The organism is Castellaniella sp. (assembly GCF_034007085.1).
Lineage (GTDB): Bacteria > Pseudomonadota > Gammaproteobacteria > Burkholderiales > Burkholderiaceae_B > Castellaniella.
In genome coordinates, this window is the sequence record NZ_JAVERO010000051.1 from 1 (window position 1) to 14,013 (window position 14,013).

14 protein-coding genes and 1 tRNA gene are annotated in these 14,013 nt (G+C 62.7%); 4 read left to right on the plus strand and 11 right to left on the minus strand.

What is annotated here, in order from left to right; genetic code table 11:
- Nucleotides 1-616, plus strand: a 616-nt coding sequence (locus RBR29_RS06410; RefSeq protein ID WP_369293020.1) for an ammonium transporter, incomplete at its 5' end; no start/stop codon positions are given.
- On the opposite strand, the gene RBR29_RS06415 is transcribed toward RBR29_RS06410, so the two are convergent.
- The 11 genes from RBR29_RS06415 to RBR29_RS06465 form a co-directional block, all read right to left on the minus strand.
- Nucleotides 604-2,670, minus strand: a complete 2,067-nt coding sequence (locus RBR29_RS06415) for a diguanylate cyclase (protein WP_320348136.1) — start codon at nucleotides 2,668-2,670, stop codon at nucleotides 604-606. The genes RBR29_RS06410 and RBR29_RS06415 overlap by 13 nt on opposite strands.
- Nucleotides 2,671-2,774: 104 nt before the next feature.
- Nucleotides 2,775-4,529: a phosphoenolpyruvate--protein phosphotransferase gene (ptsP, locus tag RBR29_RS06420; RefSeq protein WP_320348137.1), complete on the minus strand. Its 1,755-nt coding sequence runs from the start codon at nucleotides 4,527-4,529 to the stop codon at nucleotides 2,775-2,777.
- Nucleotides 4,530-4,542: 13 nt separating this feature from the next.
- Nucleotides 4,543-4,812 carry an HPr family phosphocarrier protein gene (locus RBR29_RS06425; protein WP_320348138.1) on the minus strand — a complete coding sequence of 90 codons (270 nt, stop codon included), beginning with the start codon at nucleotides 4,810-4,812 and terminating at the stop codon, nucleotides 4,543-4,545.
- A 29-nt stretch (nucleotides 4,813-4,841) separates the two neighbouring features.
- Nucleotides 4,842-5,255, minus strand: coding sequence for a PTS sugar transporter subunit IIA (locus tag RBR29_RS06430; protein WP_320348139.1), 414 nt, complete (start codon nucleotides 5,253-5,255; stop codon nucleotides 4,842-4,844).
- Complete coding sequence (gene gshB / locus RBR29_RS06435) at nucleotides 5,255-6,214, minus strand: glutathione synthase (RefSeq protein ID WP_320348140.1); 960 nt, start codon at nucleotides 6,212-6,214, stop codon at nucleotides 5,255-5,257. Before gshB ends, RBR29_RS06430 begins: the two co-directional genes overlap by 1 nt.
- 135 nt (nucleotides 6,215-6,349) lie before the next feature.
- A complete protein-coding gene (gene infC / locus RBR29_RS06440) occupies nucleotides 6,350-6,871 on the minus strand; it encodes a translation initiation factor IF-3 (protein ID WP_320348147.1) in 522 nt (173 codons plus the stop codon).
- Between the two features lie 36 nt (nucleotides 6,872-6,907).
- Nucleotides 6,908-8,854, minus strand: a complete 1,947-nt coding sequence (thrS, locus tag RBR29_RS06445; RefSeq protein ID WP_320348141.1) for a threonine--tRNA ligase — start codon at nucleotides 8,852-8,854, stop codon at nucleotides 6,908-6,910.
- A 250-nt stretch (nucleotides 8,855-9,104) separates the two neighbouring features.
- Nucleotides 9,105-9,181: transfer RNA gene (locus RBR29_RS06450), tRNA-Val, on the minus strand.
- A 116-nt stretch (nucleotides 9,182-9,297) separates the two neighbouring features.
- Entirely contained in the window at nucleotides 9,298-10,056 is a 759-nt protein-coding gene (locus RBR29_RS06455) for a spermidine synthase (protein WP_320348142.1), read from the minus strand.
- A complete protein-coding gene (gene bktB, locus RBR29_RS06460; RefSeq protein ID WP_320348143.1) occupies nucleotides 10,056-11,237 on the minus strand; it encodes a beta-ketothiolase BktB in 1,182 nt (393 codons plus the stop codon). Before bktB ends, RBR29_RS06455 begins: the two co-directional genes overlap by 1 nt.
- A gap of 92 nt (nucleotides 11,238-11,329) precedes the next feature.
- A complete protein-coding gene (locus tag RBR29_RS06465) occupies nucleotides 11,330-12,295 on the minus strand; it encodes a chemotaxis protein (protein ID WP_320348144.1) in 966 nt (321 codons plus the stop codon).
- A 271-nt stretch (nucleotides 12,296-12,566) separates the two neighbouring features.
- On the opposite strand from RBR29_RS06465, the gene xth reads away from it, so the two are divergent.
- The 3 genes from xth to RBR29_RS06480 all read left to right on the plus strand — a co-directional run.
- Entirely contained in the window at nucleotides 12,567-13,352 is a 786-nt protein-coding gene (gene xth, locus RBR29_RS06470; protein ID WP_320348148.1) for an exodeoxyribonuclease III, read from the plus strand.
- 58 nt (nucleotides 13,353-13,410) lie between these two features.
- Nucleotides 13,411-13,743, plus strand: a complete 333-nt coding sequence (locus RBR29_RS06475) for a hypothetical protein (RefSeq protein ID WP_320348145.1) — start codon at nucleotides 13,411-13,413, stop codon at nucleotides 13,741-13,743.
- Between the two features lie 12 nt (nucleotides 13,744-13,755).
- Nucleotides 13,756-14,013: GTPase (locus RBR29_RS06480; protein ID WP_320348146.1), on the plus strand; the 258-nt coding region annotated here is incomplete at its 3' end.

Genomic DNA, 14,013 nt, shown 5'->3' on the forward strand with positions numbered 1-14,013 from the left:
GACCGGAGCCGCATTGCTGTGGATCGGCTGGTTCGGCTTCAATGGCGGTTCTGCACTGGCCGCCAATGCGCAGGCCGTCCTGGCTGTCGTCAACACCCTGCTGGCCGCCGCCAGCGGCGTGCTGGCCTGGGCACTGGCCGAACGGATCCTGAAGGGACGGGCTTCGCTGCTGGGTGCAGCCTCTGGGGCCATCGCCGGGCTGGTGGGCATCACACCGGCAGCCGGCCTGGTTGCGCCGGGAGCCTCACTGCCGATCGGCATACTGGCCTCTTGGGCCGCGTTCTGGGGAGTGAGCGGCCTGAAGCGCCGGCTGGGCATCGACGACGCCTTTGATGTCTTCGGCATCCATGCCGTGGGCGGCATGGTCGGCGCCATCCTGACCGGGGTGTTCTATTCCGCCGACCTTGGCGGCCCGGGACCGGCCGGTCTGGGCGCGCTGCTGCATCAAGTCTGGCTGCAGGCCGAGGCGGTGCTGGTCAGCCTGGCATGGGCGGCGCTCAGCGCAGGGGTCTGCGCCCTGTTGGTCGATCGCCTGATCGGGCTGCGGGCCGCACCTGACGAAGAACGCCAGGGCCTGGACGCCGCAGAACACGGGGAAACAGCCTACCCGGACTGAGGCGAGGTGTGCGCGGGCATCAGCCCGCGCATTTCGACCGAATAGACGCGAAAATGATTGCGGCCCTCTTCCTTGGCGGCGTACATGGCCAGATCAGCCGCCCGCAGCAGTTCGCGATCATTGTCCCCGTCTCTTGGGTGGATGGCAGCCCCCATGCTGGCAGAGATCCGCACAGTGTGTTCACCCAGGGAGAAAGGCTGGGACAATAAATCCTGCACCTTGTCTGCCAGTGGAAAGATGTCATCCGGATTCTGGAGGTCACGCACCAGAAGCGTGAATTCATCCCCACCCAGCCGCGCCACCAGATCGGAACTGCGCACGGATTCTCTCAGGCGCCGGGCCACCAGGCGCAACAGGTGGTCGCCCGCCTCGTGGCCCAGGGAATCGTTGACATCCTTGAAGAAATCCAGGTCCAGGAACACCAGGGCGAATGGCAGTCCCCCCTGGCGGGTATGCTCGATGCTGCGCCGCAGGTTTTCCTCGAACATCTGGCGATTGGGCAGCTGGGTGAGATGATCATGATTCGCCTGATGCCAGATCGTCGCCTCGCGACGGCGTTTTTCAGTCACATCGGAAAACAGACCGATGTGACAATTGACGCTGCCGTCTTCGTTGTAGGACGTATTGATCGACAGCCGTTCGACGTATTCCTCTCCGGATTTGCGCCGATTGCAGATATCGCCGTTCCATCGCCCGGTTGCCTGTAATTCCGCCCACATCGCCCGGTAGAAATCCTTGTCGTGACGTCCCGAACTGAGCACGTTCATGGTGCGCCCAAGCACATCCTGCGGGCCATAGCCGGTCACCGCCGTGAACGCGGGATTCACGTCCTGGATGACCCCATCGGCATCGGTAACGACCATGGCCTCGCTGGTATGCGCATAGACCAGGGCCGCCCGCCGCGCAGAAGCCTCCGCACGCTTGCGTTCCGTGATGTCGAAGATGATGCCGATCAAGGTTCGCCGACCATGCAGGCTCATCAAGGACCCAAAGATTTCCAGTTCGATGGGATCACCATCAGCGCGCCGCGCCGTGCATTCATAGCGCGTATGGGTCACCCGCCCCTGGAGCCGGTCCAGAACCTGGGCACGAACGATTTCGCAATCCCGGCCGACGAACACCCGATCCAGGGGAAAACCGTCGGCCAGGACCGCCTGCGGATAGCCCAGGATTTCGGCCAACCGCGCATTGGCATGAATGAAGCGCAGGGTTTCATCGACCATGTAGATGCCGGCCACGGTATTGTCCGACAGGCCCTCGAACATGGCCTGGGCATCCGCAAGCGCCGCATGTTCTTGCTCGATATCGCGCAGCAACTGCCCGATATGCGCTGCAGAATCATTCAGCGATTGGCCAAGCTCGCCCAGTTCGTCGCCCGGCGGCAGCGACGAACGGGCGCTGTAGTCCCCCGCCGCCAAGGCCCGGCACTGCTGCACCAGGGCGTGGATGGGATGCAGGATCCGCCGCGATACCACCCAGCCGGCCAGCCCCAGCAGCAGGATGTCCAGGGCGAACAACGCATAGGCACTGTAGAGCGCACGACGCTGGACTTCCCTGGCCTGGATGACCAGCCGGTCCATGAGCGCTTCGGTCCGGGCCAGTAGATCGGTGCTGGTCCGTGTCAGGTCCGCCACGGCCTTGCGCTCGTCGGACAGCGCACCAGGCAGCGCATTGACGATATGCCGATACTGATCCCAGGCCTGGCGGATATCCTGCAACTGCGGCGCCAAGGATGCCGGCACGGCGGGGATATCCAGATCGAACACGCGCCCGCCAAGGCGCAGCGCGTCATGCGCGGCCTCGAACGCGGTGAACAAGTCGGCCGATGCGGGTTCAGTCTGATCTGCGAGCCGATTCGCGGCCAGGGCTTCCAGGCCGATGCGCTGTCCCAGCATGCGCATCTTGCCCGCCACGTTCAAAGTGGCGGCAACACCATCGCTTTCCCGCAACAGGAACTGGACGATGGAAACGTTGCCAATGGCCAGCAACACCACCAACATGAAGGCCAGCGAGGCCTTCTGCCGCACTGTGCGAGGGAAAGGGTCGAGTCGCAAGAAAGGGCCTGGGAATATCGGGGTCGAAAACCTGGGTATTACCGCCAGTCCATTCTACCAACGAACCGTCGAACCAGGAATCCAGGTAGGCCCAGGGTACCGGATCAGGTCTCCAGCGTGGACAGGTCGATGCGTTCAGCCCGATTCAAGGCCGAGGCGACCTTGACGCGCAGCGCATTTGAATGCGCCTTGCGGATTTCCTTTTTCACGTCCAGCAATTGCTGCGGATGCATGGAAAACCCGGTCAGGCCCAGGCCCAGCAACATGCGGGTGACACGCACATCGCCGGCCATCTCACCGCAGATCGATACGGGCTTGCCCACCCGCTCGCCCACATTGATGGTATGCGCGATCAAGCGCAGCACCGCCGGATGCATCGGATCATACAGGGACGCGACATCGGTGTCCCCCCGGTCAATCGCCAGCACGTACTGGATCAGGTCATTGGTGCCGATGGACAGGAAATCCAGTGCTTCGGCAAAGGGTTCGATGGCGATGGCGATGGCGGGAATCTCGACCATGGCGCCCACCTGCACGGCAGCATCGTGGGGCAGGCCCTCGGCGCGCAGTTCTTCGGCCGCCCGCGCCAAGGCGCGGCGGGCGGCATGGATCTCGTGCATGTGAGACACCATGGGGAACAGCACCCGGATCGGCCCATGCGCGGCGGCGCGCAGCAATGCCCGCAACTGCGTATTGAACATTTCCGGGTTGGCCAGACAGTAACGGATCGCGCGCAGGCCCAACGCTGGATTGGTCGCGACGGTCACTTCGCCATCCAGCGTCTTGTCGGCACCAATATCCAGTGTGCGGATGGTGACCGGCCGGCCTTCCATGGCGCGCACGACCGAGGCATAGGCCGCGTACTGTTCTTCTTCGGTCGGCAGATCGGGGCGTCCCATGAACAGGAATTCGCTACGAAACAAACCTATGCCCTCGGCACCGGCCGCCAGCGCATCGGCAGCCTCTTCCGGCAATTCGATGTTGGCTTCCATGCGGATCTGGATGCCATCGAGCGTGACCGCCGGCGCAAAACGCAGCGCCTTGAGTTCGTCGCGCTCGCGCAGAAAAGCCGCCTGACGTTCCTGGTATTCCTGCAGCACGACATCCGAGGGATTGACCAGAACCAGACCGTTCAGTCCATCGACGATCAGCCGGTCGCCGTCGCGCACCAAGGTGCGTACCAGACCCATGCCGACCACGGCCGGCACGTTCATGCTGCGCGCCACGATGGCTGTATGCGAAGTGGCCCCACCCAGATCCGTCAGGAAGGCACCGAACCGCCCGCCGCGCAGCCGCATCATGTCCGCCGGGGAAATATCACGCGCCACCACGATCAGGCTGCCATCGACATCCACGGCATCCAGGTTGGGCAGCCAGTGCCCCGAACCGGACAGCACCCGCAGAACGCGCTCGATCACCTGGCGCACATCCCCGCCGCGCTCACGCAGGTAAGCATCCTCCATCAGGGAGAACTGCTCTACCAGGATCTGGCCCTGGGTCGTCAGCGCCCATTCCGCGTTGTACTGACGCTCCGCAATCAGCTGGCAGACTGACTGCGTCAGCATCGGGTCCTGCAGCAGCATGGCATGCACGGACAGCAGCACGCCAAGTTCACGCGGAGCATCGGCCGGCAGGTCTTCGGCCATCTGGCCCAGTTCGCGCACAGTCGCGTCCACCGCGCGAGTGAAGCGCTGCTGCTCGGATTCGATGTCCTGGCTGGCGATGTGGTAGTGAGCGACCTCGAGCGCAGCGGCGCTCATGACCACCGCCCGACCGATGGCGTAGCCACGCACCACCCCCTGGCCGTACAGGCACAGCGTGGAAGAAATCGTTGCTGAAGCAGGTTCCGGCGAATTCATGCGCGGCAAGGCCCTATTCGGCTTCTCCGAAACGGCCCTCGAACAAGGCCTGGATGTCGGCCAGCGCCTGGGCGGCATCCTCGCCCTGGGCGTCGATCCTGACGGTGACGCCCAGGCCGGCCGCCAGCATCATGACCCCCATGATGCTCTTGGCATTGACACGCTGCGCCCCTCGGGCAATGTAGATATCACTGCGGTAGCGCCCGGCCAATTGAGTCAGTTTGGCCGCTGCGCGTGCATGCAATCCCAGCTTGTTCGAAATCACCAGATCGATGGAAGGCATGGAGATGGGTTCCTAGGGGCTGTTCACTTCTAACAATCACACGGAGGTTCCGTGTTCACGATACCGCGCAGCGCGCCCTGGCGCACGCGCTCGCTGAGAGAGTCGGGGTTTTCCTGCTGCTCTGTCAAGGCTTTCAGGACCATGCAGGCATTGGTGCCCGTGAGCAGATGCACTACGTAACCCTGTTCCAGCGCCTGGCGCTGGACCTGGGCCGCGATGTTGAACGGGGTCGCCCCGTACAGATCGCACAGGATCAGGATCGGTTCGTCCGGGGCGCATGCGCGCATCCAGTCCAGGATACGTTCGGTCTGGGCTGGCGGATCGGCATCAGGCGCAACATCGAAGACAGTCAGGTCCGGCTCGCGCCCCAGCACGTGCCGGGCGCAGGATTGAAAGGCTGCGCCCAGGGGGTCGTGCATGACCAGGGCAATCCGGGTGCCCATCAGGTGCTCGCAGCGTGGACCAGGGCTTCGACGAAACGGCCCGCTACGTCAAAGCCAGTCTGTTCGGTGATTTCCACAAAACAGGTAGGGCTGGTGACGTTGATTTCGGTGATGTAGTCACCGATGACATCCAGGCCGATCAGCAGCAGACCGCGTCCGGCCAGGCGACTGCCTACGGCCCGGGCCAGATCCCAGTCGCGTTCGGACAGCGGCTGCGCCCTGCCCCGGCCCCCGGCCGCCAGGTTGCCGCGGGTCTCGCCCTGCAGCGGCACACGGGCCAGCGCGAACGGCACCGGCTCGCCGCCGATGATCAGGATGCGCTTATCGCCATCGCGGATTTCAGGAATATAGCGTTGCGCCATGATGGTACGTTCGCCCAGGCCGGTCAGGGCTTCCAGAATCGAGCCCAGGTTCGGATCATCCGGCTGCAGGCGGAAAATCCCACTGCCGCCCATGCCGTCCAGGGGTTTGACGATGACATCGCCGTAGTGCGCATGGAAGGCACGCAGCCGCGCCATATCCCGGCTGACCAGGGTGGGCGCCGTGTACTGCGCAAATTCAGTGATCGCGAGCTTTTCCGGATGATTGCGAATGGCCACCCCGGCATTGAACACGCGTGCACCCTGGGCCACGGCATAATCGAACAGGTGCGTCGCGTAGACGTATTCCATGTCGAACGGCGGGTCCTTGCGCATCAGCACGCCGTCGAAGTCGGCCAGGGCGCATTCGCGCGGCGCGGCATCCTGCGTCCACCAGTCATGACCATGCCAGTCGGCATTGACACGCAGGCGCATCGCAGTGGCGGACACCTGCACGCGACCTTCAAGGATGTACAGGTCGCCCATCGTGGCAAAGCTGAAACCATGTCCCTGCGCCGCCAGGCTGCGCATGATGGCGACAGAGGAATCCTTCCAGGCCTTCAGCGTGGGCAGTGGGTCGATGACGAACAGAAAATGCATGAATGCCTCTGTGATACCTCGGGTGTCCCGCCTGGACACCTCCAACCGAGACTGTACATCACCCGCGCCTTGCCAGGCATCCGGATGCATCCAACCGGCAGCAGTCCGCGCAGAACCGCCGCCCACCTCGTCTCATCAGGCTTTTTTGCGCGGTGCCAGCACCATCACCATTTGACGGCCTTCTAGCTTGGGCATGGCTTCGACCTGGACCATTTCGCCCAGGTCGTCGCGCACCCGTTCGAGCACGCGCATGCCAAGTTCCTGGTGCGCCATTTCGCGGCCACGGAAACGCAATGTGACCTTGGCCTTGTCGCCATCCTCGATGAAACGGCGCAGATTGCGCAGTTTCACCTGGTAATCGCCTTCGTCGGTCCCCGGACGGAATTTGACTTCCTTGACCTGGATGACCTTTTGACGGGCACGGGCTTCCTGCTGGCGTTTCTGTTCCTGGTATTTGAACTTGCCGTAGTCCATCAGACGACAGACCGGAGGACTGGCCGTAGGGGCGATTTCAACCAGATCAATGTCGTTTTGTTCGGCCATGGCCAAGGCCTCGGACGTGCGAACAATGCCCAGTTGCTCTCCGTCCACGCCAATCAGGCGTACTTCGTGAATGCGGATCTCACCGTTGACGCGGTGTTTCTTTTCGGTTGCGATGTCGAAAACTCCTGTGAGTTGATAAAAAAAGGGCGATCAGGCCTGGGCCGGTTCAGCCCCCTGCTGGCGAGTCGAGATTTCGTGCTTGAGCCGGGCGGTGAAGTCTGCCACCGCCATCGAGCCCAGATCCAGATTGCCGCGTCCACGTACGGACACGGCGCCAGAATCACGTTCCTTGTCGCCGACGACCAGAATATACGGGATTTTCTGCAGGCTATGCTCGCGGATTTTACGCGTGATCTTTTCGCCCCGCAGATCGGCGAACACGCGCAGGCCCTGCTGTTTCAGGTCCCGGGCAATCTGTTCGGCATAGGCGGCGGAACTGTCGGAGATACAGCAGACCACGGCCTGATGGGGCGCCAGCCAGGCTGGCAGCGCCCCGGCATGGTTTTCGATCAGCATGCCGATGAAGCGTTCCAGAGAGCCCAGGATGGCCCGATGCAGCATCACGGGCGTGCGGCGCTGATCCTGGGCATCCACGTATTCAGCCCCCAGGCGCTGCGGCATGGAAAAGTCCACCTGGATGGTGCCGCACTGCCAGTGCCGGCCAATGGCGTCCTTCAGGGTGTATTCGATCTTCGGACCATAGAAGGCACCTTCGCCTTCGGACACCTCGTATTCGCAATTCGACAGGTCCAGGCTGTCTTTCAGGGCCTGTTCGGCCTTGTCCCAGACCTCGTCGGAACCGATGCGCTTTTCGGGGCGGGTGGCGACCTTGTACAGGATTTCCGTAAAGCCGAAATCAGCGTAGACCTTTTGCAGCAGACGGGTAAAGGCCGCGCATTCGTCCTGAAGCTGGTCTTCGGTGCAGAAAATGTGGCCATCATCCTGGGTGAAGCCGCGCACGCGCATCATGCCGTGCAGCGAACCAGAGGGTTCGTTGCGGTGGCATTGGCCGAATTCCCCATAGCGCAACGGCAGTTCGCGGTAGGAATGCAGGCCGGCATTGAAGATCTGCACGTGGCCCGGGCAGTTCATGGGCTTGAGGCCGTAGACACGGTTCTCTGATTCCGTCGTGAAGATGTTTTCCTGGTAATTGTCCCAGTGGCCGGTTTTTTTCCACAGGGACAGGTCCAGGATCTGCGGCGCCTTGACTTCCTGGTAGCCATTGTCCTGATAGACCTGACGCATGTACTGCTCGACTTGCTGCCAGATCGTCCAGCCCTTGGGGTGCCAGAAGATCAGGCCAGGCGCCTCGTCCTGGAAATGAAACAGATCCAGTTCGCGGCCGATGCGGCGGTGATCGCGCAATTCGGCCTGTTCGAGCATGTGCAGATAGGCATCCTGGTCTTCCTTGCGGGCCCAGGCGGTGCCGTAGATGCGCTGCAACATTTCGTTGTTGCTGTCGCCGCGCCAGTAGGCACCGGCGACCTTCATCAGTTTGAAGACCTTCAGCCGGCCGGTGGACGGTACGTGCGGACCACGGCACAGGTCGATGAAATCGCCCTCGCGGTACAGGCTGATCTTTTCGTTGGCCGGAATCGAAGCGATGATTTCAGCCTTGTAGGTCTCGCCGATGCTACGGAAGAATTTCACGGCCTCATCGCGGTCCCATTCTTCGCGTGTGACGGTTTCATCGCGGCGCGCCAGTTCGGCCATTTTCTTTTCGATGGCCTGCAGGTCTTCTGGGGTGAAGGGTCGCTTGTACGAAAAATCGTAATAAAACCCGTTGTCGATCACCGGACCAATGGTGACCTGCGCATCCGGAAACAGCGTCTTGACTGCATAGGCCAGCAAGTGCGCCGTGGAATGACGGATCAGTTCCAGGCCTTCGGGGTCCTTGTCGGTCACGATGCTCAGGGCGGCATCCCGATCGATCACGTGGCTGACATCCACCAGCCGCGCCGGCCCGCCGTCCGTGGCCAGCCGGCCCGCCAGCGCCGCCTTGCCCAGCCCAGTCCCGATAGTTCGCGCGACCTCGTGTACGGAAACAGGATGGTCGAATTCGCGCTGCGAACCGTCGGGAAGGGTGATGCAAACCATTTAGCGAGTCCTGAAATGCGAAACGCGGCCTGCGCCGCGTCGATGAAAAGTCTGAATTTGCCGTGCAGGAAAGAATCCGCCAAGTGTAGCAATCAGGCGGACAACAATCAATTTGCTACAGACAATTGCCGGATTCAAGGCAAGAACGCACACCAGGAACCCACACGAAACGTTGCAAAAAAACAAAACCGCCGGATCGGTCGATCGAGCGGTTTGTCTGGACCGTGGCTGGCCCGCCACGGCCGGGGCCTGGTAGGCAGTACTGGATTCGAACCAGCGACCTCTACGATGTCAACGTAGCGCTCTAACCAACTGAGCTAACCGCCTGCAGAAAAGAAAGACATTCTATAAATTATTTTGGCGCCTGTCAAACAACTTCCAGCCAAGCGCCGAAACGAGACTGATCACACATCGGATCAGCTTCGCCCCCCAAGGAAACCTGTTCAGAGGTTCCCAAGCGAACGCGCCCAGCGCCGCGCCGGCAAACCGGTACGGGATTCCAGCGCCTGCGCCCGGTCGAGCAAATCCTGACGCGACAGATCCAGCGCCGCGCCCTTGAAGGCCAGGGCCACGGTATTGCCCTCGTCGATCTCGGGCAGGCATAGCACGCGCCCCCCAAAGGCGGCGCGGATACCGCGCAGGTTTTCCTCGAAACTTTCGTGGCGGCCAAAGAGATTCACACTCATCACCCCCGGTTCGTCCAGGATCCGGTAGCAGTCCCGATAGAAATCCGGATCGCCGCACACCGGGCCTTCGGCCCGGCTGTCGTACAGATCCACCATCAGCGCCCGGTAACGCCCCGCTCGCCCAGGTTCGGCCACCCAGTCACGTGCGTCGGCATGGTCGATGACCGAACGCGCACCGGTCGGCAGCCGGAAGAACGACCGGCACAAGGCGGTGACCGCCGGGTTGCGCTCGACCGTTTCCACCGGGCAGCGGGTATGCCGCAACGTGAAGCGCAGCAGCGAACCCGCACCCAAGCCCAAAATACCGACACGGTCGCGCACGCCGGATGGTACGAACAGCATCCAGGCCATCATCTGCTGGGTATAGGCGAGCACCAGTTCGGACGGCCGCGCAAGGCGCATCGCCCCCTGGATCCATTCTGAATCAAAGTGCAGGTAGCGGATGCCGCCTTCTTCCGACAGAGTCGGCTGGTCGGCCTCGGTGGCCGAACAGCCGAGCACACTGGAGCGCGCCACTAGAGACGCTCGAAGATTGCGGCGATGCCCTGCCCCCCGCCGATGCACATGGTGACCAGCGCATGACGGCCCTGGACGCGCCGTAGTTCATGCAAGGCCTTGACCGTGATCAGGGCGCCTGTGGCGCCGATCGGGTGCCCCAGGCCAATGCCACTGCCGTTGGGGTTGACCTTGGCAGGATCGAAGCCCAGTTCACGAGACACCGCGCAAGCCTGGGCCGCAAAGGCCTCGTTGGCCTCGATCACATCGATCTGGTCCAGGGTCAGACCGGCACGCGTCAGGGCGATCCGGGTCGCCGGCACCGGGCCAATGCCCATGTACTGCGGGTCCACGCCCGCATGGCCATAGGACACCAGGCGGGCCATGGGCGTCAGGCCACGCGCCTGGGCAGCCTGCGCGGTCATCAGCAGCACAGCGGCCGCACCGTCGTTCAGGCCGGACGCATTGCCCGCCGTCACGGTGCCATTTTCCTTGGCAAAGACCGGCTTGAGCTTGCTGAAGCTTTCGAGGCTGGCATCGAAACGGACATGCTCATCCTGATCGAACACGACCTCGCCCTTGCGGGTCTTCTGCTTGACCGGAACGATCTGCTGCTTGAAATAGCCCTGCTCGATGGCATGGGCTGCGCGGCGGTGCGATTCCAGCGCCAGGGCATCCTGATCCTCGCGGCTGATGCCGTATTTCTGCGCTACGTTTTCGGCGGTGACGCCCATGTGATATTTTTCGAACGGGCAGGACAAGGCGCCGGTCATCATATCCACCAGGCGCGCATCCCCCATGCGCGACCCCCAGCGCTGGCCAAGCGCCATGTAGGGGGCACGGCTCATGCTCTCGGCCCCGGCGCCGATGGCGACCTCGGCATCACCCAGCATCAGCACCTGGGCGGCAGACACAATGGCCTGCAGACCCGAGCCGCACAGGCGATTGACGTTGAAGGCCGGCACGGCCTGGGGGATGCCGGCGTTCATTGCCGCCACGCGCGACAGGTACATGTCGCGCGGTTCCGTATTGATCACATGGCCAAAGACGACGTGACCCACGTCGTCTGCCGCCACCCCGGCGCGTTCCAGCACGCCGCGCACCACGACTTCCCCCAGTTCGCAGGGCGGCACGTCCTTCAGCGCCCCCCCGAAATCCCCGATGGCAGTGCGGCAGGCTTCAACGATAACGATGTCTTGCATGATCACTCCTATGAAAAATATTCCCGCGCCGCGCCTCCGGCCCATCCCGCTCGAAGCGGCGTTCTACCGGCTTGCGGCCCAGCGGTCAACAATCAATGCGCCAACGTCTTGCGGATGGTGTCGGCCAATTCCTCGGCGGAAAACTTGGAAACGTAGCCATTGGCACCAACGCTGCGCACGTGTTTCTCGTTGGCCGATCCCGACAAAGATGAATGGATCACCACCGGCATGGCGCTGAAGCGAGGGTTCTGCTTGATGTTGCGCGTCAACGTGAACCCATCCATTTCAGGCATTTCCAGATCCGTCAGCATCAGGCAGACCTTGTCGTGGATCGTCTTGCCTTCAGCCTCGGCAGCAGCAGCCAGCACATTCAAGCGGTCCCAGGCTTCCTGGCCCGACTTGGTCATCTCGTAGGGAATGTCCATGGCCTTGAGGGTCTGTTCCATGAGCGCGCGGGCAACGAAAGAATCATCGGCCACCAGCACCACGGTGCCCGGCCTGAGGGCAAATTTGTCGCCGACTTCCCGAGGATCGACCTGATGGCGGTTGGCCTCGGGCGTGATGGCCTGCAGGATGGCCTCGACGTCCAGCACCTGGGCCAGGCGGGCCTCATCACCGTTCCCCTCGGAAAGACGCGCAATGCTGGTGATCAGGCTGTGGCCCGTGCCGGTGTTTTCGGCAGAGATGACCTGGTTCCAGTCCAGACGCACAATGTCCTCGACCGACTCGACCGTGAACGCCTGCACGGTCCGGGCGTATTCCGTCACCAGCATCAAGGTCGGAGCGGCCGACAGCTTGCAGCCGATGATCGCTGGCAGATCATACACAGGAATCACCTGGTCGCGCAGATGCACCACGCCAAGCGAGAACTTCGGCGCACCCGCGATCGGCGTGATGGTGGGCAGGGACACGATTTCCCGGACCTTCAGCACATTGATGCCAAAAAGTTCGGATTGCCCCAGTGCGGCGTCCGTGCCCAGGCGAAACAACAGCAGTTCGAACCGGTTGGTGCCGGTCAGGCTGGTGCGCTCATCGACTTCTTTCTGGAGTGTGCTCATGTCAGGCCTTTGTATGTGCATGTATGCGGGTTCCCCGAACCGGAGATTCTAAAGGGCACCGCCGCCTCTTGCAGCCCCCGCCCGGAAATATCCCTGAATCCGATCAAACAGCGCGTCCGCAAGGGGCCGAAAACCCGAGCGACAAGCGGGTGCGCCACCTTGCCCTGCTATGCTTGTCGGCCCCCAAAGAATCCGGAAAAGGGAATCCCATTACCATAAATGCCAGCCTCAGCAGCCCGGAACCCGCATGAACAAAGAACGTACCAACGACATGAAACTCGCCACCTGGAATGTCAATTCCCTGAATGTCCGCCTGGGGCACGTCCTGAACTGGCTGCAGGCCAACCCGGTCGATGCGCTGTGCCTGCAGGAACTGAAGCTGCCGGACGAAAAATTCCCGCATGAAGTCCTGCGGGATGCTGGTTACCACGCCTGCTGGGCAGGACAGAAAACCTACAACGGCGTGGCCATCCTGAGCCGGACTCCCCTGTTGGACGTGCAGCGCAACATCCCCGGCTACGAGGACCCGCAGCAAAGAATCATCGCCGCCACACTGTCCGGACCGGACGGCAGGCCCGTGCGCGTCATCAGCGCCTATTGCCCCAACGGCCAGGCCGTGGGCAGCGACAAGTACGCCTACAAACTGGACTGGTTCCGGGCGCTGCGCGACTGGCTGGACGCCGAAATCGCCCACCACCCGGACCTGGCGATTCTGGGCGACTACAACGTCGCCCCGGCCGACGAGGACGTACACGATCCCGCTGCCTGGGCGGGGGGCATCCTGGTCTCCGATCCCGAACGCCAGGCCTTCCGCGCCCTGCTGGACCTGGGGCTGCAGGATACCTTTCGCCTGTTCGATCAGCCACCACGCACCTTCAGCTGGTGGGATTACCGCCAGATGGGCTTTCGGCGCAACGCCGGCCTGCGCATCGACCACATCCTGGCCACGCCCGACCTTGCGGCACGCTGCCGGGAATGCAACGTAGACAAGACCCCGCGCGGCTGGGAAAAGCCGTCCGATCACGCGCCGGTCGTGGCCACATTCGGCGCTGCCTGAACCTGGGCCGGCCAGGCAAAACGTCTATAATCAGCCACTCGCCACTTCCGCCACGCCCATGCCACTCGATAGCCGATTGATTGCCCATCTGGACCGGGGGCTGGTCCTGGATATCACCCTGGAAGACCTGCCATTCCGGGTCTACGTGGCCCAGCGCAGCGCCGACATCGAACAGGTCGCCGACCTGGTTCCGCCCGAGCAGTTCCAAGGGGATGGCGATGTCCGCGTTGCGGCGATCCACGATGGCGACGACGCATCCGAGCAGATTCAGGACGTGCTCTTCAACCTGAATCCAGGTGACGCCATCGTCTTCCTGTGCACGGGGCTTCAGGCCTATACCGAAACACTGGCCGAACTCGGCCAGCCCGATGCGGCATCCACCGCACGCTGACACACACCCGACATGACGCAGTCTTCCGGCAATATCTTCATCGTGGTCGCCCCCAGCGGGGCGGGCAAGTCCAGCCTGGTCAACGCCCTGCTGGAACAGGATCCCAGCCTGGTCCTGTCCATTTCCTGCACCACCCGCGATCCGCGCCCCGGTGAACGCGACCAGGAACACTATCGCTTCGTCTCCGTGGAAACGTTCCAGGCCCTGCGCGACCGGGGCGATATGCTCGAATGGGCCGAGGTCCACGGCAACTTCTACGGCACGCCCCGC

Coding starts and splice junctions, on each gene's coding strand:
- ptsP (WP_320348137.1), bottom strand. CDS start 4,529: ATGAATTCGCCGGAACCTGCTTCAGCAACGATTTCTTCCACGCTGTGC.
- RBR29_RS06425 (WP_320348138.1), bottom strand. CDS start 4,812: ATGCCTTCCATCGATCTGGTGATTTCGAACAAGCTGGGATTGCATGCA.
- RBR29_RS06430 (WP_320348139.1), bottom strand. CDS start 5,255: ATGGGCACCCGGATTGCCCTGGTCATGCACGACCCCCTGGGCGCAGCC.
- gshB (WP_320348140.1), bottom strand. CDS start 6,214: ATGCATTTTCTGTTCGTCATCGACCCACTGCCCACGCTGAAGGCCTGG.
- thrS (WP_320348141.1), bottom strand. CDS start 8,854: ATGGTTTGCATCACCCTTCCCGACGGTTCGCAGCGCGAATTCGACCAT.
- bktB (WP_320348143.1), bottom strand. CDS start 11,237: ATGCAAGACATCGTTATCGTTGAAGCCTGCCGCACTGCCATCGGGGAT.
- RBR29_RS06465 (WP_320348144.1), bottom strand. CDS start 12,295: ATGAGCACACTCCAGAAAGAAGTCGATGAGCGCACCAGCCTGACCGGC.
- xth (WP_320348148.1), top strand. CDS start 12,567: ATGAAACTCGCCACCTGGAATGTCAATTCCCTGAATGTCCGCCTGGGG.
- RBR29_RS06475 (WP_320348145.1), top strand. CDS start 13,411: ATGCCACTCGATAGCCGATTGATTGCCCATCTGGACCGGGGGCTGGTC.